General features: G+C 70.5%; 22 protein-coding genes. 14 read left to right on the plus strand and 8 right to left on the minus strand.

From position 1 onward, the window contains the following. Positions 1–30 precede the first annotated feature (30 nt). The 4 genes from ACWDRB_RS18955 to ACWDRB_RS18970 are packed head-to-tail and all read left to right on the plus strand — an operon-like array spanning position 31 to position 3,839. Complete coding sequence (locus ACWDRB_RS18955; RefSeq protein ID WP_449895395.1) at positions 31–879, plus strand: hypothetical protein; 849 nt, start codon at positions 31–33, stop codon at positions 877–879. Next, positions 876–1,862 (plus strand): Bug family tripartite tricarboxylate transporter substrate binding protein, encoded by a 987-nt coding sequence (locus ACWDRB_RS18960; RefSeq protein ID WP_364240275.1) that lies wholly within the window; start codon positions 876–878, stop codon positions 1,860–1,862. Before ACWDRB_RS18955 ends, ACWDRB_RS18960 begins: the two co-directional genes overlap by 4 nt. Beyond that, entirely contained in the window at positions 1,859–2,338 is a 480-nt protein-coding gene (locus tag ACWDRB_RS18965) for a tripartite tricarboxylate transporter TctB family protein (RefSeq protein WP_449895398.1), read from the plus strand. Before ACWDRB_RS18960 ends, ACWDRB_RS18965 begins: the two co-directional genes overlap by 4 nt. Position 2,339: 1 nt before the next feature. Then, positions 2,340–3,839, plus strand: a complete 1,500-nt coding sequence (locus ACWDRB_RS18970) for a tripartite tricarboxylate transporter permease (protein ID WP_449895400.1) — start codon at positions 2,340–2,342, stop codon at positions 3,837–3,839. A gap of 607 nt (positions 3,840–4,446) precedes the next feature. On the opposite strand, the gene ACWDRB_RS18975 is transcribed toward ACWDRB_RS18970, so the two are convergent. Both ACWDRB_RS18975 and ACWDRB_RS18980 read right to left on the minus strand, forming a co-directional pair. Further along, positions 4,447–6,189 carry a proline--tRNA ligase gene (locus ACWDRB_RS18975; RefSeq protein ID WP_449895402.1) on the minus strand — a complete coding sequence of 581 codons (1,743 nt, stop codon included), beginning with the start codon at positions 6,187–6,189 and terminating at the stop codon, positions 4,447–4,449. A gap of 93 nt (positions 6,190–6,282) precedes the next feature. Then, on the minus strand, positions 6,283–6,954 hold the full coding sequence (locus tag ACWDRB_RS18980; protein WP_449895404.1) for a hypothetical protein: 672 nt from the start codon (positions 6,952–6,954) through the stop codon (positions 6,283–6,285). A gap of 132 nt (positions 6,955–7,086) precedes the next feature. Between ACWDRB_RS18980 and ACWDRB_RS18985 the strand changes: the two genes are divergently transcribed. Beyond that, entirely contained in the window at positions 7,087–8,022 is a 936-nt protein-coding gene (locus ACWDRB_RS18985) for an acyl-CoA dehydrogenase family protein (RefSeq protein ID WP_449895406.1), read from the plus strand. Positions 8,023–8,164: 142 nt separating this feature from the next. On the opposite strand, the gene ACWDRB_RS18990 is transcribed toward ACWDRB_RS18985, so the two are convergent. Next, positions 8,165–8,644, minus strand: coding sequence for a hypothetical protein (locus tag ACWDRB_RS18990; RefSeq protein ID WP_364240284.1), 480 nt, complete (start codon positions 8,642–8,644; stop codon positions 8,165–8,167). A 91-nt stretch (positions 8,645–8,735) separates the two neighbouring features. Here ACWDRB_RS18990 and ACWDRB_RS18995 point away from each other — a divergent pair, with 91 nt between their 5' ends. The 6 genes from ACWDRB_RS18995 to ACWDRB_RS19020 all read left to right on the plus strand — a co-directional run bounded on the left by ACWDRB_RS18995 (position 8,736) and on the right by ACWDRB_RS19020 (position 16,111). After that, positions 8,736–9,803 carry an LLM class flavin-dependent oxidoreductase gene (locus ACWDRB_RS18995; RefSeq protein WP_449895408.1) on the plus strand — a complete coding sequence of 356 codons (1,068 nt, stop codon included), beginning with the start codon at positions 8,736–8,738 and terminating at the stop codon, positions 9,801–9,803. A 49-nt stretch (positions 9,804–9,852) separates the two neighbouring features. Beyond that, positions 9,853–10,890: a hypothetical protein gene (locus ACWDRB_RS19000; protein WP_449895410.1), complete on the plus strand. Its 1,038-nt coding sequence runs from the start codon at positions 9,853–9,855 to the stop codon at positions 10,888–10,890. 16 nt (positions 10,891–10,906) lie between these two features. After that, entirely contained in the window at positions 10,907–12,433 is a 1,527-nt protein-coding gene (locus tag ACWDRB_RS19005; protein ID WP_449895412.1) for an AMP-binding protein, read from the plus strand. An 85-nt stretch (positions 12,434–12,518) separates the two neighbouring features. Further along, positions 12,519–13,664 (plus strand): class I adenylate-forming enzyme family protein, encoded by a 1,146-nt coding sequence (locus ACWDRB_RS19010; RefSeq protein ID WP_449895414.1) that lies wholly within the window; start codon positions 12,519–12,521, stop codon positions 13,662–13,664. A 19-nt stretch (positions 13,665–13,683) separates the two neighbouring features. Next, on the plus strand, positions 13,684–14,985 hold the full coding sequence (locus tag ACWDRB_RS19015) for an FAD-dependent oxidoreductase (protein ID WP_350724605.1): 1,302 nt from the start codon (positions 13,684–13,686) through the stop codon (positions 14,983–14,985). Next, positions 14,969–16,111, plus strand: a complete 1,143-nt coding sequence (locus ACWDRB_RS19020) for a DUF6986 family protein (protein WP_449895417.1) — start codon at positions 14,969–14,971, stop codon at positions 16,109–16,111. Before ACWDRB_RS19015 ends, ACWDRB_RS19020 begins: the two co-directional genes overlap by 17 nt. A 14-nt stretch (positions 16,112–16,125) precedes the next feature. Here the strand turns inward: ACWDRB_RS19020 and ACWDRB_RS19025 are convergent, their stop codons facing one another. The 5 genes from ACWDRB_RS19025 to ACWDRB_RS19045 form a co-directional block, all read right to left on the minus strand. After that, the gene (locus tag ACWDRB_RS19025; protein WP_350724601.1) at positions 16,126–16,806 is read right to left on the minus strand and encodes a copper homeostasis protein CutC; all 681 of its coding nucleotides are present in this window, start codon (positions 16,804–16,806) and stop codon (positions 16,126–16,128) included. Between the two features lie 245 nt (positions 16,807–17,051). Further along, positions 17,052–17,654, minus strand: a complete 603-nt coding sequence (locus tag ACWDRB_RS19030) for a GNAT family N-acetyltransferase (protein WP_449895419.1) — start codon at positions 17,652–17,654, stop codon at positions 17,052–17,054. A gap of 208 nt (positions 17,655–17,862) precedes the next feature. Then, positions 17,863–18,600, minus strand: a complete 738-nt coding sequence (locus tag ACWDRB_RS19035; RefSeq protein ID WP_350724598.1) for a GntR family transcriptional regulator — start codon at positions 18,598–18,600, stop codon at positions 17,863–17,865. A 1,145-nt stretch (positions 18,601–19,745) separates the two neighbouring features. Next, positions 19,746–20,192 (minus strand): Zn-ribbon domain-containing OB-fold protein, encoded by a 447-nt coding sequence (locus tag ACWDRB_RS19040; protein ID WP_449895421.1) that lies wholly within the window; start codon positions 20,190–20,192, stop codon positions 19,746–19,748. Beyond that, entirely contained in the window at positions 20,189–21,358 is a 1,170-nt protein-coding gene (locus tag ACWDRB_RS19045) for a thiolase C-terminal domain-containing protein (RefSeq protein WP_449895423.1), read from the minus strand. The genes ACWDRB_RS19040 and ACWDRB_RS19045 overlap by 4 nt, the downstream gene beginning before the upstream one ends. A 195-nt stretch (positions 21,359–21,553) precedes the next feature. On the opposite strand from ACWDRB_RS19045, the gene ACWDRB_RS19050 reads away from it, so the two are divergent. The 3 genes from ACWDRB_RS19050 (at position 21,554) to ACWDRB_RS19060 (ending at position 24,220) form a co-directional block, all read left to right on the plus strand. Then, on the plus strand, positions 21,554–22,165 hold the full coding sequence (locus ACWDRB_RS19050; protein WP_449895425.1) for a flavin reductase family protein: 612 nt from the start codon (positions 21,554–21,556) through the stop codon (positions 22,163–22,165). A 64-nt stretch (positions 22,166–22,229) separates the two neighbouring features. Further along, entirely contained in the window at positions 22,230–23,438 is a 1,209-nt protein-coding gene (locus tag ACWDRB_RS19055) for an acyl-CoA dehydrogenase family protein (protein ID WP_449895427.1), read from the plus strand. 11 nt (positions 23,439–23,449) lie between these two features. Then, positions 23,450–24,220 carry an SDR family oxidoreductase gene (locus ACWDRB_RS19060; protein WP_350724592.1) on the plus strand — a complete coding sequence of 257 codons (771 nt, stop codon included), beginning with the start codon at positions 23,450–23,452 and terminating at the stop codon, positions 24,218–24,220. Positions 24,221–24,274: the final 54 nt, after the last annotated feature.

A 24,274-nucleotide genomic window follows, 5' to 3' on the forward strand; every position in this document is an offset into this window, starting at 1 on the left:
TCACCCGGCGTTTGCCCAGGCTGTGGCGTCATGGCTGAGGAACTGCACGTGGTCAAGCATCCGACCGGCTTCTATTCGGCGGGTGCGACGACCGTATTCGCGTCGAGGTACGACCAGAGGCTCTCCTACTGCTTGTACGTCCCGTCGGCGCACGACCAGGACGGCGCTCCCCTGCCGCTGGCGGTTCTGCAGCACGGCACGGGACGGCGCGGCCCGCAGTACCGGGACAACTTCGCCGAGTGGGCCGAGAAGCACGGCTGCCTCGTCCTGGCCCCCCTCTTCCCCGCCGGCATCGGCGACGACCCCTACGACCTGCACAGCTTCAAGTTCCTCAAGTACGGCGACATCCGCTTCGACCACGCGCTGCTGGCCATGGTCGAGGAGATCGGCGAGCGCTTCAACGTACGGACCGATCGGTTCCTCCTGCACGGGTTCTCAGGCGGCGGCCAGTTCGTGCACCGCTTCGCCTACCTGCACCCCGACCGGCTCACCGGATTGTCAATCGGTGCACCAGGGCGGATAACGTACATCGATCACAGCAGCCCGTGGTGGATCGGGCTGGAGGGGTTCGAGGAGGAGTTCGGCAGCGCTCCCAGATTCGAGGAGCTTCGTGACGTGCCGGTGCAGATGGTCGTGGGCAGTGCGGACGTGGAGACCTGGGAGATCAACAACCAGGGCGACTCCAACTGGATGGACGGCGCCGACGCCCACGGGGTCACCCGCATCGAACGGCTCAAGGCGCTGCGCGACAACTTCGAGGCCCATGGCATCGACGTGCGGTTCGACGTCGTGCCGGGCGTGGGTCACGACCCGATGTCGGTGCTCGAACCGGTCAAGGACTTCTTCGCATCGATCCTCACCCCCCGGGAGTCATCATGAAGATCAAGCTGTTGGCCGCCGCCGCGGTGGCCGTGACGCTCAGCGGCTGCGCCGTGGGCGAGGCCACCGACTCGGGTGGCGGCTATCCCAGCAAGCCCCTGTCGATCATGGCGCCGGGCAGCCCCGGCGGCGGCTGGGACACGCGGGCGCGCGGCATCGCCAGCACGCTCAGCGAGTGCAAGGTGGCCGACGTGGACACCACGGTCACGAACGTGCCCGGCGCGGGCGGCACCATCGGGCTGGCCCAGTTCGCCAAGAAGAAGGGCGACCCGTACCAGCTCATGGTCATGGACAGCGTGACCATGCTGGGCGGCATCGTGAACAACAAGTCGCCGGTCGACCTGGCCACCCTCACCCCCGTGGCCGGGCTGAGCCGGGGGCCGACCGCGATCGTGGTGGCGGCGAAGTCGCCGTACAAGGACCTGAAGTCGCTGCTGGACGCCATGGAGGCCAAGCCCCACAGCGTCAAGTGGACGGGCGGCTCGCTCGGCGGGCCCGGCCAGATGACGGTGGCGGGCCTCGCCAAGGAGCGGAACGTCGCCGCCAAGGACGTCAACTTCGTGCCCACGGCGGGCGGCGGCGAGTCCCTGAACCTGCTGCTCAGCGGCGCCGCCACGGCCGGCATCGACACCGTCGCCGAGCTGCGCGCGCAGATCTCCGCGGGCGAGCTGCGGGTGCTGTCGGTGGACTCCGAGCAGCGGGTCGCGGGCATCGACGCGCCCACGATGAAGGAGCTCGGCCTGGCCAACGCGGCGATCTCCACGCTGGCCGGCGTGCTCGCTCCCGCCGGGCTGACCAAGGAGCAGCAGCAGGACGTCATCGGACTGCTGGACAAGGTGCGCCAGACCCCCTGCTGGAAGAAGGTGCTCGAGCGCAACAACTGGGTCGAGGACTGGCAGCCGGGCGACCAGTTCGGCCAGGTGCTGGCCCAGCAGCGAACCCAGGTCACCACCATCCTGGGCGAACTGGGGCTCGGCAAGTGACCCAGCGGATCGTCTCGCTCGGCTTCCTGGCGGCGGCCGTGGTGGTGCTGGCCCAGGCGTTCGCGATCCCGCAGGGCGAGGGCTACCAGGCGGTGGGGCCGCGCGCGTTCCCGCTGCTGGTGGGGGTCGGGCTGGCGGTGGTGTCGGTCATCGGGGTCGTCCAGGCCTTCAGACCGGGCACGCGGGAGCCGGCCCCCGCCACCACCGATGCCGGTGGCGAGGTGGCGGAGAAGCCGCACTGGCCCTCCGTCCTCCTCCTGATCGGCAGCCTGGCCGCGTACGCGATCCTCCTGGTCCCGGCCGGCTACTGGCAGGCGACCACCGCCTTCTTCGTCGCCGTCGCCAGGGTGCTGGGCAGCAGAAGGCTGGTGCGCGACATGCTCGTGGGGCTGGCGCTGGCGCTGGCCACGTACTTCCTGTTCGACCGGCTCCTCGGCATCTCGCTGCCGCCGGGCCTGGTCAGATTGGCGATCTGAGATGGACGTGCTCGGCAACCTGCTGGACGGCTTCGGCCACGCGCTGAGCCTGCAGAACCTGCTGCTCGCCATGCTCGGCGTCACGGTCGGCACGCTGGTCGGCGTGCTTCCCGGGCTCGGGCCCGCCACGACGATCGCGTTGCTGCTGCCGCTGACGTTCGTGTTCGATCCGGTGGGGGCGTTCGTGATGTTCGCCGGGATCTACTACGGCGGCATGTACGGCGGCTCGACGACCGCGATCCTGCTCAACATCCCGGGCGAGACGGCCTCGATCCCCACGACGCTCGAGGGTTATCCGATGGCCAGGCGCGGCCGGGCGGGGGCGGCTCTGGCCACGGCGGCGATCGGGTCGTTCGTGGCGGGCACGATCTCGACGGTCGTCATCACGTTCCTGGCCCCCGGCATGTCGAACATCGCCAAGCTGATCCAGCCGGCCGAGTACTTCTCGATCATGGTGCTCGCGTTCGTGACGGTGACCTCGCTCATGGGGGACTCGATCGTACGGGGGTTGTCGAGCCTGTTCCTCGGCCTGACGATCGGGATGGTGGGGATCGACCAGATGACCGGGCAGCCGCGGTTCGCGTTCGGCGTTCCGGACCTCTACGAGGGGCTGTCGGTGGTGGCGGTCGCCGTGGGGCTGTTCGCGGTGGCGGAGGCGATCTCCACGGCCGCCTCCCGGCACCAGCCGGCGCAACCTCCGGTCACGGTCTCCGGGAAAGTGGGGATGACCCGCGAGGACTGGCGCAGGTCGTGGAAGCCCTGGCTGCGCGGGACCCTGTTCGGCCTGCCGATCGGGTCGCTGCCCGCCGGAGGCGCCGAGCTTCCCACGTTCCTGAGCTACAACGTCGAGAAGCGGCTGTCCAAGCACAAGGAGGAGTTCGGCCAGGGTGCGATCGAGGGCGTGGCCGGGCCCGAGGCGGCCAACAACGCGGCGTTCTCCGGGGTCCTGGTGCCGCTGCTGACACTGGGCATCCCGACGTCGGCCACGGCGAGCATGCTGCTGATCGCGTTCCAGATCTACAACGTGCAGCCCGGGCCGCAGCTCTTCGACCAGCAACCGGTGCTGGTGTGGACGCTGATCGCCAGCCTCTACATCGGGAACGTGATGCTGCTGGTGCTCAACCTGCCGCTGATCCGGGTCTGGGTGAAGCTCCTCACCGTCCCCGCCGCCCTCCTCACGGCCGCCATCCTGACCTTCGCCACGCTGGGGGTCTACTCGATCTCCCAGAGCGTCTTCGAGGTGCTGGTGGCGTACGGGTTCGGGCTGCTGGGCTGGATCCTGCACCGGGCCCGGTACCCGGTGGCGCCGCTGATCCTGGGAGCGGTGCTGGGGCCGCTGATGGAGGTCCAGTTCCGCCGCGCCCTGGCCTTCAGCGAGGGCGACCCCTCGATCTTCGTCACCCGCCCGGTCTCCCTGGCCATCCTGCTCATCGCAGCCGCCTGCCTCATCGGCCCACCCCTGCTCCGCCGCCGCACCAAAACCCCCGTTCCCGCTGCCTGACGCTTCGAGCCCGTCACTCGCGTGCCTTCCCGCATCACCCGGTCGGAACGGCACGCGACGACGTCCGACCCCAGCGCCGTTCAAGGGAAGCGCCGTCCACCGGAAGCGGAGCGGGACGGCGCAACGGGGCGCGACGGCGGTGGCGGCGGCGCGGTGGCGGCGTCGGGATGTGGCGGTGGTCGGTACGACGCTACGCGGCATCGCAGTGGGAGACGTCCCCAATCGCCACAACCGTGGGGAGACCCCCCGAACGCGCCGCGTCGGCGGGACGACGTGCGGCGGAGCCCGGCGCACATGCACGGCGGCCAACCACGTGAGCGGTGCTCAAGCGCCCGGCACGTCGTGGTGGCGGGAGGTGGGCGCAGCGTCGCCCCCAAGAAGCGACATCGCCTCCCGGGCCCCGAAGCCCCACGAGCCGGAGCCCGACGTCTCCGGAGACACATCACCGCCCGGGCGCATCGGCTCCCGAGGGCGCATCCCTACCCGGCGCACGACCCCATCCGAGGGCGCATCGCCGTGTTCGAGGATGCCTGGCCTCCAAGGGCGCGTTACCCCCGGAGGCGGGTCGACGCGCCGAGCCCCGTGGGGCCCGGCGCGAAGGCGTTGGTCAGGCGAGGGCGGCGATGATGCGGTCGGCGGCCTCGGACAGGGGGATCTCCGACTTCTCCCCGGAGACCCGGTCCCGAAGCTCCACGACCCCCTGCGACAGCCCGCGCCCGACCACCACGATGGTCGGCAGTCCCAGCAGCTCGGCGTCCTTGAACTTCACCCCCGGCGAAACCGAAGGCCGGTCGTCCACGAGCACCCGCACCCCGCGCGACTCCAGCTCGGCTCCCAGCTCCAGGGCCGCCTCCACCTGGTTTTCCTTGCCGGTCCCGACGATGTGCACGTCCGCGGGAGCGACCTCGCGGGGCCACACGAGCCCGAGCGCGTCGTGGGCCTGCTCGGCGATGACCGCCACGGCCCGGGAGACGCCGATGCCGTAGGAGCCCATCGTGATGCGGATCGGCTTGCCGTCGGGACCCAGGGCGTCGAGGCCGGCGGCGTCGGCGTACTTGCGGCCGAGCTGGAAGATGTGGCCGATCTCGATGCCGCGGTCGATGGACAGGCCGGAGCCGCACCGGGGGCAGGGGTCGCCGGCGCGTACCTCGGCGGCCTCGATCGTGCCGTCGGGGGTGAAGTCGCGCCCGGCCACCACGTTGGCGGCGTGCTTGCCCGGCTCGTTGGCGCCGGTCACCCAGGACGTGCCGGTGACGACCCGGGGGTCGACGAGGTAGCGGATGCCGAGCGAGCTCAAGACCTGCGGCCCGATGTAGCCGCGTACGAGCCCGGGGTGCTTGGCGAAGTCGGCGGCCTCGAAGATGGCGGGCTCGCCGGGCGCCAGCGCCGCCTCCAGGCGCTTGAAGTCGACCTCGCGGTCTCCGGGCACGCCGATGATCAGGGTCTCGACCTTGTCGGAGCCCGGCGTGGTGACCTTGACCACCACGTTCTTGAGCGTGTCGGCGGCGGTGACGGACAGGCCGTGGTGCTCGTTGACGTACGACACGAGCGTCTCGATGGTCGGGGTGTCGGGCGTGTCCATGACCTGCAGCGGCGCCGCGTCCTCGACCGGACGGGCCGCGGGCGCGGTCGTGACGACGGCCTCGGCGTTGGCCGCGTAGCCGCACGAGTGGCAGGCCACGAACGTGTCCTCACCGGTGGGCGTGGGAGCCAGGAACTCCTCCGACGCCGACCCGCCCATCGCCCCCGACTGGGCGAACACGATCTTGTAGTCGATGCCGAGCCGGTCGAAAAGGCGGATGTAGGTCTCGCGGTGCTGCTCGTAGGCGTGCTTGAGTCCGTCGTCGTCGAGGTCGAACGAGTACGAGTCCTTCATCAGGAACTCGCGCCCGCGCAGGATGCCCGCCCTGGGCCGGGCCTCGTCGCGGTATTTGGTCTGGATCTGGTAGAGGATGACCGGATAGTCCTTGTACGAGGAGTATTCGCTCTTGACCATGTCGGCGAAGAGCTCCTCGTGCGTGGGACCGAGGAGGTAGTCGGCGCCCTTGCGGTCCTGGAGCCGGAAGAGCGTGTCACCGTATTCGGTCCACCGGCCGGTGGCCTCGTAGTATTCGCGGGGCAGCAGGGCGGGGAAGAGCACCTCCTGGCCGCCCATCCGGTTCATCTCCTCGCGGACGATCCTGGCGACGTTCTCCAGCACCATCTTGCCGAGGGGCAGCCAGGAGTAGATGCCGGGTGCCACCCGGCGAACGTAGCCGGCGCGGACCAGGAGCTTGTGGCTCGGCACTTCCGCGTCTGCCGGGTCGTCCCGCAGGGTGCGAAGAAACAACGACGACATGCGCAGCAACACGGCTACTCCTTGCTCGAACCTGGATGTGAAGGATTACAGGCTATCGACTCCGGGTGGCGTCGCGCGCGAGCTTATCCACAGGTCCCGCAGGACTCAGACCGTCAACGGGAACCAGCCGGACACGAAGGCGGCCAGAAACGCCGTGAACAGAGCGGAGAACACCGCCGACAGCGCCAGCGCGCGTACCCGGCCCCAGGCGTTCCTGCGCAGCATGAACACCAGCGCGACGGACAGCAACCCGATCAACAGCGCCGGGACCGGCCAGAAGGACCGCTCACTGTCGATGAACCCCGGCGTCGCCCGGTCCACCACGTCCGCGATCAGCGCCGCGCCGACCGCGCCCGCCGCGAGGTCGCCCCAGACGTCCTCCCTGCGGGTGGTGAACGCCAGCAGGCCCAAGGCGACGAGCAGGGCGAGCGTCCAGTTGAGCCCGGCGGCGCTGCCTCCGACGACGTCGAAGGCCATACTGCCGCTCAGCGCGCTCGTACCCATGGCCGCGACCAGCGTCGACGCCACGGCCAGGAACGTCGTCAGCAACGCCCACCCGAACCCCGACGCCGTGGCGCCCACGGCCAGCGACAGGCCGAGGTAGACGTACGGGTCATAGATCTGACCGACCCACGCGGGACCCTTGCCGGCGAGGAGCATGCCGACGAGCCCGACGGCGAGTCCTCCGAAGAAAGCCGACAGAAGGTGACGTTCGATGCCGCGCTGTCGCCGGTCGTACTCGGCGAGGTCGGCGTAGTCGATGCTGGTGTCGTCCATATCCATTTCCCTGGTCAACCCTCCCCCGGGTAACCCTTGGGATGACCAGTGCCAGATTATGTGACTGTACAAAAAAGGCAAATTTAGGTCACCCGAATGTCAAACAAACAATCGCTTGGTTAATATTGGCCCATGGCACTCCCCGATGAGCTCCGCGCCGTCGTCCGCGACTACCTCGCCGACCGGCCGGACGCACCGTGGCAGGCTTTCGCGCACGACGTGGGGATCGCGGGGCTGCTCGTCCCCGAGGAACACGGCGGCGCGGGATGCGGTCCGGCCGAAATGGCTGCCGTGAGCGAGGAACTGGGCCGGGCGCTGTCGCCCCACCCCTTCCTGCAGACGGCGGTGATGGCCGTCGAGGCGCTCACGGCGAGCGGGGCGTACGACCTCCTCCCGGCGCTGGCCGACGGCGCCACGACCGCGACCGTGGTGCCGCCGGGCGAGGGTGCCCTCCGGCTGGAGTCCGGCCTGCTCACGGGCGTGGTCCCGTACGCGCCGGCGGGCGAGCTGGCGCTGGTCTACGTGGACGGGCTGCTGGTGGCGGCCGTGCCCACCCGGGCGAGGACGTATCGGACCATGGACGAGAGCCGGCCGCTGCAGGAGCTCTCCTTCCAGGACACCCCGGTACGGCGGCTCGGCGACGGCTCTTCGTGGCCCCGCGTACGCGACCTCGGGATCGCGGCGCTGGCCGCCGAGCAGGTGGGCGGGGCTCAGCGGTGCCTGGAGATGGCGGTGGAGCACGCGAAGCGGCGGCGGCAGTTCGGGCGGCCGATCGGGTCGTTCCAGGCGATCAAGCACAAGCTCGCCGATCTGCTGCTGGTGGTGGAGTCGGCCAGGTCGGCGGCGGGGGCGGCGGCGGCCGACGAGGTGTACGCGGCGATCGCGGGGTCGTACTGCACGGAGGCGTATCTGGCGGCGGCGGGCGAGAACATCCAGGTGCACGGCGGGATCGGGATCACCTGGGAGCATCCTGCGCACCGCTACCTCAAGCGGGCCACCTCGGATGCTCAGCTTTTCGGGCCGCCGCAAACCCATCGCGCCCGCTTGGCGGCCCACGCCCTCGGTTAGCGCTCCCGCATCCCGCCGCACTCCGGCGGAGGTCCCTTTGGTGGAGGAGGGAAGCGGGGTTGCGGGGGTCCCGTAGGAGGAGGGACACGGCGGCGGCGGTGCCGGGCGCGGGTCCTCCAAAAAAGTGCCGTCGGGGGCGGGGTCAGCCGCCGAGCAGTTCTTCCCAGGGGTGGCGGGTGTTGGTGCGGCGGGTGGTGTCGAGGGCTTCGGCCAGGCGCCAGAAGCCGGGCCGCTCCCGTACGGTGGCCCGCCCGATCGGGTCGATGGCGCGCAGCTCGAACCGCACGCCCATCACGTCGAGCACGGCCGAACCGCTGCTCCCCGGACCGGCCTCGGCGACGAGCGGGCCGTCGTAGTCGGGGTCGCGCACCTGCTGGACCAGCAGTGAGGCCACCTCGGACGCGTACGGCCCGTCGCGCCACTCGATGTGCCAGCTGTGATCGGCCCCTCGCCACCACGTCAGGTCGCGGCACGACTCGATGAAGTCGGCCTCGGTCGCCAGCGCGGCCATCACCCGGCCGAACGCCTCATACCTGCGGGCGCTGGTGAGCGAGAGGTCGTCGTCGGCGGAATCGGGGTACGGGCCGGGCCGCCGCAGCGCGCGCTTTCGCTTCACAGCCATCCACTCTGATCGGGCACGCGCCCTTCCCGCAAGTCTTCGCTGCTGATACGCTCTACCAAGCGAGCGCTTGGTTCACTACTTCGGAGGCGCGATGACGTCCCTACGGATCAGCCTGGGGTATGAGCTGGAGGTTCGCGGTCGCACCCGCGAAGTGGAGCAGCAGACCTTCCAGAACGTGGTCGACCAGGTCGTGCTGGGCGACCGGCTGGGGTTCGACACGGCCTGGTTCGTGGAGCACCACTTCACCAGGGGCTTCTCCCACTCCTCCGCACCCGACCTGGTCCTGGCCGCCATTTCGCAGCGCACCGAGCGCATCCACCTGGGGCTCGGCGTGGTGCTGCTGCCCTTCCAGTCCCCGATCCGCACGGCGGAGCGCGTCGCCACGCTGGACGTGCTGAGCGGCGGCCGGGTGGAGTTCGGCACGGGACGGGGGGCCTCGCCCCTGGAGTACCAGGCGTTCCAGCGGCCGTTCGAGAAGTCGCGGCAGATCTGGGAGGACTCGCTGGAGGCGACGCTGGCCATCTGGCAGGCCGACGGCGAGCCGATCAGCCGGTCGAACGAGTTCTTCGAGATCCCCGACGTGGCCGTCTACCCGCGCCCGGCCCAGCGGCCGCACCCGCCGGTGTGGGTGGCGTCGACCTCGCTGGAGGGCTATCTGGCGGCGGCCAGGCACGGGTACAACCTGCTCGGCATGACGATGCTCAAGGGCATCGACGACGTGGCCTCCGACATCACGAAATATCGGGAATGTCTGGCGGAGCACGGCTTCGACCCCGCGAGCCGCCGCGTCGCCCTGATGATCCCCTGGTACGTCGCCCCCACCCGCGACGAGGCGACCGCCTCGGCCGCCGACGCCGTCCTGTGGTACATCCGCCGCCAGGTCAACCTCGTCACCCCGCCCGACTACTACGACGCCCGCCACGCCACCCACCGGGTGCTGGGGCAGCTCGCGGCCGGGATGCCGCCCGACGAGTCCATGGCCACGCTGCGCGAGCACCTGATGGTGGTGGTCGACGACGTGGAGGGCTCGCGCAAGGCTCTGGCCAGGATCGCCGAGGCGGGCGCGACGGACCTCATCATCCAGGCGCAGGTGGGCGGGCTGGCGCATGACCGGGTCTGCGACTCCATGACGCTGTTCATGACCGAGGTGGCACGTTGACGGCCCGCCCCACGCCCCGGACGCCCGACCGTACGGAGATGGTGCTTTGATGGCCCGCTGGCTCACCCGTGACGACCTCGGCGCCGCCGCGCGGTCCGCCACCGGACTCCTGCTCGTCTCCCCTGACCTGTCGAGCGCCGTCCCGCTGGACCCCCGCGACCACGTACTGACCGCGAAGGCCCTGCGTGAGTGCGGGGTCGGCGAGCGCGAGCGCGTCGTGGTGGCACTCGCCGAACCCGCCGGCGCGCTCTGGACGGCCGCCGCGGCCGACGTGGCCGAGGCCGCCGCCGACGTGGGCCCGCGCGGCCGGATGCGCCTGCACCATGCGCTGACCGCCCTCAAGGCCTCCACCCTGGTCAGCACCCCGACGGGCGCGATGGACTTCCTGGCCCGCCTGCATCTGGAGTTCCTGCTGGACCCGCTGGACCTCGGGATCAGGAACATCGTCCTCACCGGCGAGATCGCCTCCAAACGGACGATCGCCCACCTGGCGGGAGAGTTCGAGGCCAGGGTGACGGAGGTGTTCGCGAGCCCGTTCACCGGCGGCGCCCTGGCGTGGCGGACGTCGGAGGACGAGCCGCTCACCCCGCTCGCCGACGACGTGCTGGGCCTGGCGGCGCTGACCAAGGACGACTTCCCCGACCCCGCGGCCGAGCTCGCCGAGCTGGTCGTCACCTCCGCGGCCGGCGACACCGTGTTCAGGACCGGCCAGGTCGCCCGGCTGGGCAGTGCGGGCATACCCGCACCGGCCCACACGGTGGGCGACCACGTGCTGGTCAGAGGCGTGTGGCTGGCGCTGCCACGCATCGAGAAGGCGCTGTCCAAGGTCGACGGCGTGTCCGGCTGGGACCTGTCGATCAGCCGCCAGGGGACGCTGGACGCGGCCGTGCTCACGGTCACGTTCAGCCGGGAGAGCCTGGTCCGCAACCCCATGTGGAAGTCGCGGATCCAGCAGGCCGTCCAGGCGCTGACGCCCATCTCGATCACCGTGGAGATCGCCCAGGACGTCTCCGAGACGCCGACACTGGGCACGGTGAACGACCTGCGCGGCCAGCACCTCGGAAGGGACCGCGCTCTCATCACCTAGGGGCAACATGGCACCGATGCCGGACTGGGGAACGCTCCCCCGCATGCTTCGCGACCAGGCAGAGAACCACCCCGGCGCCGTCGTGGTCGCCGAGGGCGGCACGCGGACGACACTGTCCGAGCTGCGGGCCTCGGCGGCCGAGATCGCCCGCGGCCTCATCGCCCTCGGCGTCGGACCCGGCGACCGGGTGGCGATGTGGGGGGCGAACTCGGCGTTCTGGGTGCGGCACGCGTTCGGGATCTGGGACGCGGGGGCGGTCATCGTGCCGCTCTCGTCCCGTTTCAAGGGCATCGAGGCCGCCCAGCTGATCGAGAAGACCGGCGCCAAGGTGCTCATCACCGGAGCGGGCCCGTCGGCCGCCCCCCTCGCCGACCTGCTGCCGCCCCTTTCCGGCCTGCACCGCCCGGACGACTTACGCGCCCTGGGCACGCGGGTCTCCGCTCAAGAGGCCGAGGGACGGGCGCTCGCCGTACGCCCTGACGACCTGTGCGAGATCATGTCCACGTCGGGCACCACGGGCGTGCCCAAGGGCGTCATGATCGACCACGCCCAGGTCCTGCGCGGCTACTGGGACTGGTCCGAGATCGTCACCCTCGACGAGCGCGACCGCTATCCGATCGTCGCCCCGTTCAGCCACGGGTTCGGGCTGAACGCGGGGCTCATCGCCTGCGTCCTGCGCCGGGCCACGATGATGCCGATCCCCGTCTTCACGCCCGACGCCGTGATGTCGCTGATCTCCTCCGAGCGGATCACGGTGCTGGCCGGCCCGCCGACGCTCTTCCACCGGATACTGGACGAGCTGGACCGCGGGCCCTGGGACGTGTCCTCGCTGCGCGTGGCCATCTGCGGCGCCGCCGCCGTCCCCGCCCGCCTGATCACGCGGCTGGTGGAACGGGTCGGGCTGGAGCGGATGATCAACGCGTACGGGCTGATGGAGGGCACGGTCGTCTCCATGACCCGCGCCGGGGACCCCATCGACGTCATCGCCAACACCACCGGCAGGACCGTGCCCGGGATCGAGGTGCGGATCGTGGACGACGACGGCAAGGAGGTCGCGGCCGGGGAGCGCGGGGAGATCCTGCAGCGGGGCTACGGCGTGATGCGGGGGTACTGGGGCGAGCCCGCGCGGACGGCGGAGGTCGTGGACGGCGACGGGTGGCTGCACACGGGGGACGTGGGGGTGCTGGACCCGTCGGGCAACCTGGCCATCGTGGACCGCAAGAAGGAGCTCTACATCGTCAACGGGTTCAACGTCTCGCCGGCCGAGGTGGAGTCGCTGCTGCTGCGGGAGGGTTCGCTGGCGCAGGCGGCGGTCGTGGGCGTGCCGGACCCGGCCAGGGGGGAGGCGGGGGTGGCGTACGTCGTCCCGCGGCCCGGGGCCGCCGTCGATCCGGCGGGGCTGATCGGCTGGGCCAGGGACAACATGTCCAACTACAAGGTGCCCAGGCGGGTCGTGGTGGTGGACTCGCTGCCGGTGAACGTGAACGGCAAGGTGGACAAGCTGACGCTCCGCACGTCGGCCGAGGCTCTCTTGAGGGAGTGAACTCCATCTCCGGCAAGGTGAGAACGTCTGCCGGGGCTCCAGGGCGGGTAGGGTCAAATTAGCGCCATCTGCCCCAGGAGCTGCCATGTTGCGCCTGTTGGCCGGGGAGGCCGCACGTAGATTCGGGGGGCGCGCCGCTGTCGTCACCGGCTCCGCCGTCCTGACCTTCGCCGACCTGGACCGGCTCTCCGACCAGATGGCCGCCGGGCTGGCCCATCGGGGGACGCGCGTCGGCGACGTCGTGGCGCTGGCCCTCCCCGACGGGCCCGAGTTCGTGATCTGTTACGTGGCGGCCGCGAAGATCGACGCGGTGACGGCCGGCATCGGGACCGAGCGGCCGGAACTGCTGGCCCGGCTGGACCCGGCCATCGTCATCACCGCCCCCGGGGTGCTCCCGCCGCTGCCCGGGCTCGACGTGGTGACGCTGCCCATCGAGCGCGGCGGCCCCGTCCGGCTCGGGAGCCTGTGCAGGCGGGAGCCGCCCCCGCCGCCGTTCCCGCCGGACCCCGCACGACCGGTCGTGATCACGTTCACCTCGGGCAGGACGGGACCGCCCAAAGGGGTCGTGTTCGGCAACAAGCAGCTGGAGGCGATCCGAGCCCACGGGGCGGGGACGCGCTGGGGGACGGGCGACGCGCGGCTGGTGCCGCATCCGCTGGGCCGGCTCGGGTTCGCCACGCGGCTGCCGATGTTCCTGCAGACCGGGCGGACCTGTCACGTCCTGCCCGAATGGAGCCCGGACGCCGCGATCAAGGTGATCCGCGAGCACGGGATCGAGGTGCTCCACGGCACTCCGTACCAGCTCTCGCGCATCCTGGCCTGCGGCGGGGACCTGCCGGACCTGGCCCTCGTCCTGTCCGCCGGCGCGCCCGCCCCGCCCAAGCTGATCCGGGCGTTGCGGGACAGATACCGCGTGCCCGTATGCAACCGCTACATCTGCCCCGAAGCCGGGCTGGGGCTCGGCACCCGGCCCGACGACCCGCCCGAGGACGCCGAGGTCTGTGTCGGCAGGCCACGGGGCGGTGTGGACGTGTCGATCAGAAGCGCCGACGGACGCGTACTGTCAGATGAGGACGAAGGCGAGGTACTCCTCCGCTCCGAGGCTGTGATGAGCGGCTACGTTGGCAAGAACACCGATCATGCGGTGTTCGCGAGAGACGGGTTCATCCGGACCGGCGATCGGGGATACCTGGATCACACCGGCCGGTTACATCTGGTGGGACGCGTGTAACCGAGTCTTAGGAGGCAGCGTGGCGTTGCACGTGGCGGTCATCGGGTCGGGCCCCGCCGGGATCTACACGGCCGAGGCTCTGGTGAAGCAGTCGGCCGAGCCCGTCGAGGTCGATGTCCTCGAACGCCTGCCGACCCCGTACGGGCTGGTCAGGTACGGCGTCGCGCCCGACCACACGTCGATCAAGTCGATCGCGAACTACCTGCGGAAAGTGCTCGAACTGCCCGAGGTCCGCTTCCTCGGCGGCGTCACGCTGGGCGAGCACGTCTCCGTCGAGGACCTGCTGGGCGCCTACGACGCGGTCGTCTACTGCACGGGCGCGATGGTCGACAGGAAGCTCGGCATCCCCGGCGAGGACCTGCCCGGCAGCGTGGCGGCGACCGACTTCGTCAACTGGTACTGCGGGCACCCCGACGTCGATCCTGGGCGGTTCACGCTCGACAGCTCCGAGGTCGCGGTGATCGGCGTCGGCAACGTGGCGGTCGACGTCGTACGCGTCCTGGCCAAGACCCACGAGGAGCTGCGCTCCACGGACGTGCCGCACGACGTGCTCGAACGCCTCGAGGCGAGCCAGGTCAAGGCCATCCACATGATCGGCCGCCGCGGCCCCGAGCACGCCAAGTTCACCCTGAAGGAGCTGCGCGAGCTGGGCGAGCTGGCCAACGCCGACGTCTGCGTCCGCCCCGACGAGGCCGTCGTCCTGGGCGTCGACTTCCCGCGCCAGGTCCAGGGCAACATCAAGGTCCTGCAGTCGTGGGCCGCCCGCAACCCGGTGGGCCGCCCGCGCCGCCTCGACGTGCGCTTCTGGCTGCGGCCCGTGGAGATCCTCGGCACCGAGCGGGTGGAGGGCCTCAAGCTCGAACGCACCCGCCTGTCGGAGGAGGGGCGCGTGGTCGGCACGGGCGAGTTCGAGACGCTGCCGGTCGGCATGGTGCTGCGTTCGGTGGGCTACCAGAGCGTGCCGCTGCCCGGGGTGCCGTTCTCGGAGAAGACCATGACCGTGCCGAACGAGGCCGGGCGGGTGCGCGACCGCGAATACGTGGCAGGCTGGCTCAAACGCGGTCCCACCGGGGTGATCGGCACCAACAAGTCCGACGCGGCGGAAACGGTCCGCACGCTCCTCGCCGACCTCTCGGATCGCCCGCGGGTGAGCGGCGGGGCCATCGACGCGCTGCTGACCGCGCGCGGGGTGCGTCCCGTGACGTACGAGGACTGGCTGGCGATCGAGGCGGCCGAGGCCGAGCTGGCCAGGTCGCTGGGCCGGGGCGAACGCGTCAAGCTGGTCGGCCTGGAGGCAATGCTCCGTGCGTTCCGTTCCTGAGGGGTTCGACGAGGCCTACCGGGTCCAGCAGGCCCGCTATCCCTCCGCCGGCGCGGACCGGCAGCCGGTCCACACCGTCTACGTCCCGGCCGACGGCTTCTCGATCCGCACACTCTCCGAGTGGCGCGATCAGGCGTTGTCCCTGGTCAAGGCGCATCTGCCCGATCCCGCAGCGCTGGCGGAGGTCTTCGGGGTGCCCGGCGGGCTGGCCGCCGCCGTGCACCCCAAGGTGATCCAGAAGCTCTCCTCGGAGCCGATCGAGGACCTGCGCATCGACTTCGAGGACGGGTACGGCGTACGTCCCGACCTGGTGGAGGACGATCACGTGGGGCAGGCCGTCGAGGCGGTGGCCACGATGCACGCGGCGGGCACGCTGCCGCGGCGGTGGGGGCCTCGGGTGAAGTCGTTCGCCGACGGGGATCCCGCGCGGTCGGTGCGCACGCTCGACCTGTTCCTCTCGGGGCTGATGGGGCGGGCCGGCGAGCTGCCGCCGGGCTTCACGGTGACCTTTCCCAAGATCCTCATGGAGGCCTACCTCGGTCAGTTCACGGAGGTGCTGGCCCGGCTGGAGGACGAGCTGGAGGTGCGGCTGCGGTTCGAGATGCAGGTGGAGGCGCCGCAGACGCTGCACTTCCTGCGCGGGGACCTGGCGGAGTCGCTGGGAGAGCGGCTCGCGGCGGCGCATTTCGGGGTCTTCGACTACACGGCCGCGATCGGGCTGCCGCCGCACGAGCAGCGGCTGGACCATCCGGCGTGCGATCATGCCCGGCACGTGATGCAGACGGCGTTCGCAGGCACGAGGGTGGAGCTGTCGGACGGGTCGCTGGCCGCCTCTCCGGCCTCCGGGCTCACCCGTGACGTGCACGCGCTGTGGCGGCGGCACGCCGAGCTGGTCAGGCATTCGCTGGGGCACGGCTTCTACCAGGGGTGGGACATGCATCCTTCCCATCTGGTGAGCCGGTTCGCCACCGTTTACGCCTTCCATCTGGAGCGCTATGACGCGTACCAGGAGCGGGTGAGAGCGTGGGAGGAGCAGCGGGAGGCGGAGGGCGGCCTCATGGACGAGCCCGCCACGATCCGCACGCTGGTGGCCGCTCTCAGGCGCGCGGACGCGGCCCTGCCCTGACGTGAGGGGCGGGGTCAGTCGCGTTCGACCAGGGACCGCCACTGGCGTACCAGGCGCCACTCCACCGGGTCGGACCAGCTCGCCCGCACGGCGGAGCCCACGTGGAAGGCGCGGATGCCGTAGTCGAGCAGCGCCGGCACGTGCGCCGGCTTCAGCCCGCCCCCGGCCAGGATGATCGAGCCGTCACCGGCGTCGGCGCGCGCCCTCAGCACCGGCAGCCCCTCCCCCACCCCGTTGGGCGAGCCCGAGGTGAGCACGGTGGCCAGGTTGGGCAGCAGTCGCACGGCCCGCCAGGACGCCTGGACGTCGGCGGCGTGATCGACCGCCCGGTGGAACGTCCACGGGAGCGGCGAGACGGCGTGGATGAGCGCCTCGGTCGCCGTGAGGTCGACCTTCCCCGAGCCGTCGAGGAACCCGAACACGAACCCCGCCGCCCCCGCCTGCGCCAACGCCTTGGCGTCCCGCCTCAGGCGGTCGAGCACGTCGGGGTCGGCGATGAAGTTGGCGTCACAGCGGAGCATCACCATCTGAGGGAGGGGGCACTCCGCGGCGATCGCGGCAACCGTGTCCGGGGAGGGGGTCAGCCCGTCGGCCGCCATGTCGGCGACGACCTCCAGCCGGTCGGCTCCACCCTGTTCAGCTGCCACGGCGTCACGCACGTTGAGGGCGATCACCTCGAGCAGGGATCCGGTCATGGAGGAGAGGTTATATGGTGCTCTGCACCGTTCCGCCGCCGATCACACCAAAAAGTCCCCGCCAACGGCCTCCCCCACCGCCGCAGGGCCCGTTCCAGGCCCCCAAACGCTCCCACAGCGCACGCGCAACCGGAACCCCCTGCCAGGCCCGACCGGACAAGCCCGCAGCCCGCCACGTGCCCTGTGGGCCGCCCCCGGGCGCTTGGCCCCGATCCCGGTGGGACCGGGGCCATGAGTGCGGGGTGTCAGGCGGAGATGAGTTCGGCCATGGTCAGGTCACGGAAGGCCGGTGTGGTCTGGTCCCGCGACGGGCGCTCGAAGAGGGCGCCGGACGCGCGGTGGGGAAGGTCCACCGTACGGACGTGGCGGAACCCGCGCCTGCGGTAGTACTCCTGCAGCCGCCAGTTCCCCTTGGCGCAGTCCAGGCGCAGCCACGGCAGGCCGGCCGCGTGGGCGTAGGTGCAGGCCCAGTCCAGGAGGGCGTCCCCGAGGCCGCTGCCGGACCAGGGACGGGCCACGGCGAGCTTGTGGACGTAAAGGGCAGCCCCGGGGTCGTCGTCGAGTGTCCAGAACTCGGGGTCGGCGTTGTCGTCGACGGCTATCGTGGCCACCGGCGGGGCCGATTCGTCGGGGTCCAGGTATCTGAGCTCGTCTTCGAGCAGGAACAGCACCCGCTCCTCGATGAGCGGCACGATGCGCTCGGGGCCGAAGCCCCCGCGCGGCCACTGCCGCACTCCTTGCGAGTAGAGCCACTCGGAGGCGTCCGCGAGCAGCGTGAGCACGCCGGGAAGGTCCTCGGGCTCAGCTCTGCGGAGCGCGAGCGGGTGAAGAAGCGTGTTGGTGTGCATAATACAACTCCCGTTGCGTAGGGTTTACGCGCATACGCAAAGCGTGATGAAGCAATGGTGCGCGTAGCCGAAAATGGGGCCTCAACCCGATATATATGGATAAATGGCGATTTAGGGGAGTATGCACGACTCCCCTAGGCCAGCGAGGCGGCTAATTTCTCGCTGCGCCCGGCCCCAGCCGGCGGGATCACCCCTTCAATCGAGCTCGTTAGCGGCCATCGAGCTCGTATCTGATCAAATGTTTGTCGGCGGGCAGCACCGACACCGCGACACGCACTGGCATGTCGGCCCCGTCGTATCCAACTCGGACATACACCATGACTGGTGTGCCGAGCTCGAGCTGGAGGCGCTCGGCCTCCTCCTGGTTGGGCATACGGGCCCAGATGTCGTCGGTGACGCGCACCTGCGCATGCCCCAGCTCCTCCAGCACCCGGTTCGCCCCACGCGCGATGTCTCCGGGTCTGGCGATCTCGGAGTCGGCAACCATGTCACGAGGGAAGTAGGAATCGTTGGTGTTGTACGGCTGGCCGTCCACGAAACGCAGCCGGCGTCGCACCACCGCCAATTCCCCGTCCGCCAGCTCCAGCCTGCTGGCGATCTCCTCGACGGGAGAAACCGTCAGCACCTCGATGTACTGGCTTGGCTCGCGGCCTTCCTGCGCCACGGCATAGGCGAAGGCTTCCCGCAGTTCCCCAGAAGGTTGTGGCTCCAGCTCCCGCTGCGGATAGATCAGCAGCGGTCGGCGGTCTCTGACCACGGTTCCGCGCCGCGGCGTGCGCGTAACGAGCCCCTCATTGACGAGCTCTCCCAGGGCCAGCCTTACGGTGTTCCTGCTCACCCCATGGTCTTCCATGAGCTGCGCCTCGGTCGGCAGCTGTGATCCCGGGCCGAGGACGCCCGAGTAGATGGCCCGACGCAACTCCGCAGCCACCTGCTGATACAGCACCGACCTTGCCACTTTCACCCCTTTTGTTCCAACAATTTAGACGATCTGGTTCTAGCAGGCCACAACCCCTTGACCGAACCGCCTCCACCGGCCCATCATCCATTCGTTGGTACAAATCCATCTAAAGGCCGGTGAGGGGGTGAAGGCCAGTGTTGCCGGTCCGCACGGGTACGCCGTACCTGCCCTGGCATTCTCCTTGCGAAGCAACACGTTTACTGCGTTACGGGTTGCGTCGCCAGGGGTTCACCCACACCTACCAGAGCATGGGCATCGGTGTGCGCGAGCTATCGGTGTTGACTGAGCTGACCGTGTGGTGCAATGACGGATCCTTTGTCTGGAATGAGGAGGGTGGCGCCCCCGTCACGCACCCCATTGATGACCCGGTTGGTGCAGCTCAACGCATCGCCGCACGTTACCGGCAACGGGAGCTTTCACACTCCCCCATCGACTCCGTGCGCGAACCAACGGTCTAGGACTCCATCCCTCGCCGGAGTCCTGGCGCCGTCGCGCACGGGACAGGAAGCGCGTCCTGGCGGGTCCCCCACGCCCGCCAGGGCGCGTTTTCCTCCAAGGGACCAACGCAGGGCCTCGCGCCTTCCCGCCATGGGCGGGGGCCGCGCCCTTCCAGGCGGATCCCGCGCCCCAGGCGCGTGGGTGACCGCCGTCCGCGCCGAATCCCGGGCGCTCGCCGGCCTTCGGGTCCTCGCCGATCCCCAGGTGCCCGCCGCCCTCCGGATGCGCACGTCACCAAGGTTCCTCGCCGACCCCGAAGCACTCGCCGCCGCCCAGAACGGCGCACCCCATCTTTTACGGTCGCCACGGGCGACCCCACCCGCCGACCACGGCCGGGCCCCGTCCAGGGAGACGCTTCTCCGGTGTGCGGGGCCGGGCGCCGTCACGGCACGGCACGACCGGCTGGGTGGTTCCGTCGAGGACCGGCGGGCAGGCGGGATCGCGACTCGTGACCCGCAGGTCACGCGTGTCACCGAGATCCCATCAGTCATCGTTCGCCGCCAGTCCGAGCCGTCCGCGTCGACGCCTTCTGACATCATCATCAACCCTCGGAGCCGAACCTGTGGGCCCCTTCGTGATGGTGGGACTGGTGGGATTTTCCGGTACCAATCCAATTTCCGGAACAAGGTCAACTAGCGGGAGGATTTGCGCTGGACCGGATGATCATCCAGATTCCCGTCATCCTCCACCGGCGCCCAGTCCACCAGGGTCAACCGCTCGTCGACCCGGCGGTAGGCGGCCCGCACCCGCCGTCCGCGCTCCGGAGAGCCGTCGCCGCACCAGTTCCCGTACACGAAGCACCCCGGCACCGCCGCCAGCCGGACCATCACCACCACGTACGGCACCCCGAACCCCGGCATGAACGGCTGGTGGTTGACGATCCAGCTCTCGACCACCCCCTCGGGCTCCACGTCCCGCCAGTGCCACGCCTCCGTACGGCACTCAGGACAGAACGCCCGCGCCGGGAAGCGCACCGCCCCGCACCCGTCGCACTCCTGCACGGCGAACTCCTGCCCGGCGACCCGCTCCCACCACTGCCTGGAGTCCCGGTCGGGTTCGGGCCGGTAGGCCGTCATCATGATCTCCTCAGGATCAGGGCGGAGGTGGCCGGCAGGATGTAGCCGGGCTGGGCCGTGGACAGCGCGACCTCGGCTCCGGGCACCTGGCGGTCCCCGGCGTCGCCTCTGAGCTGGGATACCGCCTCGGCGATGTGGTTGATGCCGTGGACGTAGCCCTCGGACAGGAAGCCGCCGTGGGTGTTGACCGGGAGCGGACCGTCCGGCGCCGTCGCGCCCGAGGCCACGTACGGGCCGCCCTCGCCCTTCTCGCAGAAGCCGTAGTCCTCGAGCTGGACGATCACCGAGTACGTGAAGCAGTCGTACAGCTCGGCCACGTCGATGTCCGCCGGCCCCAGCCCGGCCTGCGCGTAGAGGCGCGGGGCCAGTGCGGCGGCCGCGGTCACCGTGGGGTCGGCGGACGGGCCCGAGAGGTGGGACGTGCCGCCGCCCCAGGCCGCGGCCGAGATCAGCACCGGGGGGCGGCGGAGAGCGCGGGCGCGTTCGGCCGTGGTGACGACCACGGCGCAGGCTCCGTCCGTCTCCAGGCAGCAGTCCAGCAGCCGGAACGGCTCCGCGATCCACCTGCTCGCCAGGTAGTCGTCCAGTGTGATGGGGGTGCGCATCAGGGCACGCGGGTTCTTGGCCGCGTTGGCGCGCTGGGTGACGGCTATTTGCCCGAAATGCTCCGCTTGAGTGCCATATTTCAGCATGTGCGCTCGGGCGTACATGGCGTACTGCTGCGGCGGCGCCACGTACCCGTACGGCGCTTGATATTGCACCTCCGGGCTCGCCGGCACGCCCCGGCCGGTGCCGCCCATGCGGAACTCGGAACGGGCGTTGATGGCCCGGTAGCACACCACCGTCTCGGCCACCCCGGCCGCCACCGCCAGCACCGCCTGACCGACGACCGCGTGCGAGACACTGCCGCCGCCGAACTGGTCGAGATGCCAGGCGAGGTCGGTCAGTCCCAGCGCGGGGGCCACCAGCGTGGGGGCGGCGGAGTCACCGACGCGGTGCGTGGCCAGCCCGTCCACCTCGTCCACCGACAGCCCCGCGTCCTCCAGCGCGGCCAGCACGGCACGGCAGGCCAGCGTGAGGGTGCTGACGCCCGAGTCCTTCGTGAAGGGGGTGTAGCCGACCCCGGCTATCGCAGTGCGGTCTCGGATGTCAAGCAAGCGCTTGGGCACAAACGTCACGTTAGGCCTGAAATTTCCCCCATGTCAACGCACCCACCCACCGGACGGGTGAGGTACGCGACCGGGCGCCAGCGGTTCGTCACACCCCGTGGGGCATGCGAACTTGACATGGTTTCCTGGTTCGCCCTACCGTCCAAGCAAGCGCTTGGTATGATAGAGCGCAGACGGTGGACTAGGAGGCGGACCATGAGCACACACGCTGCCCGGCTCGTCGCGCCGGACGGCTGTCGCGGCCTTCCGACGCCCCCTCAGCGCAGGATTCGCAACGGAGCCGCCATGCCGACCGGCCCTTCACCCCACAGCGCGAACGGTCACCTCGACAGCCTCCGCTTCCGGCAGGTGCTCGGGAGGTTCGCGACCGGCGTGGTGGCGATCACGGCGGTCGATCCGATGAACGGCCTCCCGTCCGGCCTGGCGGCCAACTCCTTCACCTCGGTCTCGCTCGACCCGCCCCTGGTGGCGTTCTGCGTCGCCTACACCAGCACCAGCTGGCCCAAGGTGCGCGGCGCGAAGGTCATCACCGTGAACGTGCTGGCCGAGGATCAGCAGGCGGTGTGCGCCCAGATGGCGACCAAGGGCGGCGACAAGTTCGCGGGCCTGGAGTGGACCGGCTCCCCCGGTGGCAACCCAGTGCTCGAAGGCGCGCTGGCCTGGATCGACTGCGCGATCGAGGCCGAGCACCCGGCGGGTGACCACATGATCGTGGTGGCCCGGGTGCTCCAGCTTGACACCCACTCCGAAGGTGGCCCGCTGCTGTTCTTCCGCGGGGGCTACGGAGGCTTCGTTGAGCGTCTCTGACGGGCGCGCAGGATCGTCACCGTCAGGACACAGCGAGCACGTTCCCCCTGGCATGACGGGCGCTATGAGCTCGACGGGCGCGATGGGGCCTGAGAGTGCGGTGCCGGGGCTGCGGGGAGAGGCGCGGGCCTGGTTGGAGGAGGCGCTGAGCGGCGAGTTCGCGCACGTCAGAGGGCTTGGCGGGCCCGGGCGCGAGCACGAGGGCCACGAACTGCGGCAGGCGTGGGAGCGCCACCTCGGCAAGGCCGGCTGGACCTGCCTGGGCTGGCCCGAGCGGTACGGCGGCCGCGCCGCGTCCCTGGAGGACCAGGTCGCCTTCTACGAGGAGTACGCCAGGGCCGACGCCCCCGCCAGGGTGGGCCACATCGGCGAAGGGCTGATCGGCCCGACCATTCTCGAATTCGGCACCGACGAGCAGAAGGACCGCTTCCTGCCGCCGATCCAGCGCGGCGACGAGCTCTGGTGCCAGGGCTACTCCGAGCCCGAGGCGGGCTCAGACCTGGCCAATGTGCAGACGAAGGCGCACCTGGAAGGCGGCGAGTGGGTCGTCACCGGGCAGAAGGTGTGGACGTCGCTGGCGCACGTGGCCGACTGGTGCTTCGTGCTGTGCCGTACCGAGCCCGGCTCGCAGCGGCACAAGGGGCTGTCGTACCTGCTCGTCCCCATGGACCGGGCGGGCGTGGACGTGCGGCCGATCGTGCAGCTCACCGGTACGTCGGAGTTCAACGAGGTGTTCTTCGACGGCGCGCGCACGGCGGCGGGGAACATCCTCGGAGCGCCGGGCGACGGCTGGCGGGTCGCGATGGCCACGCTCGGCTACGAGCGGGGTGCCTCCACGCTCGGGCAGCAGATCGGGTTCAGGCGGGAGCTGGCCAAGGTCGTCGAGACCGCCGGACGGACGGGCGCGATCGACGATCCGGTGCTGCGTGACAGGCTCGTCCAGTCGTGGCTGGAGCTGGAGATCATGCGGCTGAACGCGCTCCGGATGCTGCGGCGGCCGAACCCGGGGCCCGAGGTGTCGATCGCCAAGCTCTACTGGTCGGAGTGGCACCGGAGGCTGGGCGAGTTGGCACAGGCCGTGCAGGGGAAGGCAGGGCTGGTGACCGAGCCCACCCAAGACGCCCAGGACGGCCGGGCCGGTGAGGCCGGGCAGGGCGAGTTCAATGAGTTGCAGCGGCTCTACCTGTTCAGCCGCGCCGACACGATCTATGCCGGATCCAGCGAGATCCAGCGGAACATCATCGCCGAGCGCACCCTGGGACTCCCCCGCTGATTGGAGCACGGATGCCCCCGTACCCGAAGGCGCACGGACTGCTCGACGGCAAGGTGACGCTCGTGACGGCCGCCGCAGGGGCGGGCATCGGCTACGCGACCGCGAGGCGCTGTGCCGAGGAAGGCGCCACGATCGTCGTCTCGGACCGGCACGAGCGCCGCCTGGCCGCCGCCGCCGACGCGCTGACCGAGCTCACCGGCGTCAAACCGCTGGCCGTGCCGTGCGACGTGACGTCAGAGGCGCAGGTGCTGGCGCTGTTCGACGCGGTGGTGGAGGCGCACGGCAGGCTCGACGTGGTGGTCAACAACGCCGGTCTCGGCGGTACGGCGTCGCTGGCGGAGATGTCCGACGAGCAGTGGCACACGGTCATCGACGTCACCCTCAACGGCACCATGCGCTGCACCAGGGCCGCGCTCAGGCAGATGATCGCCCAGGGCTCCGGCGTCATCGTGAACAACGCCTCGGTGATCGGCTGGCGGGCCCAGCGCGGGCAGTCGCACTACGCCGCCGCCAAGGCCGGGGTGATGGCGCTGACCAGGTGCGTCGCGCTGGAGGCCGCCGAGCACGGCGTGCGGGTGAACGCGGTGGCGCCCTCGCTGGCGGTGCACCCGTTCCTGGCGAAGGTGACCAGCGAGGAGCTGCTGGCGGAGCTGGCGGCCAAGGAGGCGTTCGGGCGTTCGGCGGAGCCGTGGGAGGTGGCGAACGTGATCGTCTTCCTGGCCAGCGACTACTCGTCGTACATGACGGGCGAGGTGGTCTCGGTCTCCTCGCAGCACCCCTGACGAGGGACGCCGCGCCTACCCTGACGCGGGCCTGTCAGGGAAAGATCAGGGTGG

Source organism: Nonomuraea sp. NPDC003707, assembly GCF_053587055.1.

Coding starts and splice junctions, on each gene's coding strand:
- ACWDRB_RS18955 (WP_449895395.1), top strand. CDS start 31: ATGGCTGAGGAACTGCACGTGGTCAAGCATCCGACCGGCTTCTATTCG.
- ACWDRB_RS18960 (WP_364240275.1), top strand. CDS start 876: ATGAAGATCAAGCTGTTGGCCGCCGCCGCGGTGGCCGTGACGCTCAGC.
- ACWDRB_RS18970 (WP_449895400.1), top strand. CDS start 2,340: ATGGACGTGCTCGGCAACCTGCTGGACGGCTTCGGCCACGCGCTGAGC.
- ACWDRB_RS18980 (WP_449895404.1), bottom strand. CDS start 6,954: ATGGACGACACCAGCATCGACTACGCCGACCTCGCCGAGTACGACCGG.
- ACWDRB_RS18985 (WP_449895406.1), top strand. CDS start 7,087: ATGGCACTCCCCGATGAGCTCCGCGCCGTCGTCCGCGACTACCTCGCC.
- ACWDRB_RS18990 (WP_364240284.1), bottom strand. CDS start 8,644: ATGGCTGTGAAGCGAAAGCGCGCGCTGCGGCGGCCCGGCCCGTACCCC.
- ACWDRB_RS18995 (WP_449895408.1), top strand. CDS start 8,736: ATGACGTCCCTACGGATCAGCCTGGGGTATGAGCTGGAGGTTCGCGGT.
- ACWDRB_RS19000 (WP_449895410.1), top strand. CDS start 9,853: ATGGCCCGCTGGCTCACCCGTGACGACCTCGGCGCCGCCGCGCGGTCC.
- ACWDRB_RS19005 (WP_449895412.1), top strand. CDS start 10,907: ATGCCGGACTGGGGAACGCTCCCCCGCATGCTTCGCGACCAGGCAGAG.
- ACWDRB_RS19010 (WP_449895414.1), top strand. CDS start 12,519: ATGTTGCGCCTGTTGGCCGGGGAGGCCGCACGTAGATTCGGGGGGCGC.
- ACWDRB_RS19025 (WP_350724601.1), bottom strand. CDS start 16,806: ATGACCGGATCCCTGCTCGAGGTGATCGCCCTCAACGTGCGTGACGCC.
- ACWDRB_RS19030 (WP_449895419.1), bottom strand. CDS start 17,654: ATGCACACCAACACGCTTCTTCACCCGCTCGCGCTCCGCAGAGCTGAG.
- ACWDRB_RS19040 (WP_449895421.1), bottom strand. CDS start 20,192: ATGATGACGGCCTACCGGCCCGAACCCGACCGGGACTCCAGGCAGTGG.
- ACWDRB_RS19050 (WP_449895425.1), top strand. CDS start 21,554: ATGAGCACACACGCTGCCCGGCTCGTCGCGCCGGACGGCTGTCGCGGC.
- ACWDRB_RS19055 (WP_449895427.1), top strand. CDS start 22,230: ATGAGCTCGACGGGCGCGATGGGGCCTGAGAGTGCGGTGCCGGGGCTG.
- ACWDRB_RS19060 (WP_350724592.1), top strand. CDS start 23,450: ATGCCCCCGTACCCGAAGGCGCACGGACTGCTCGACGGCAAGGTGACG.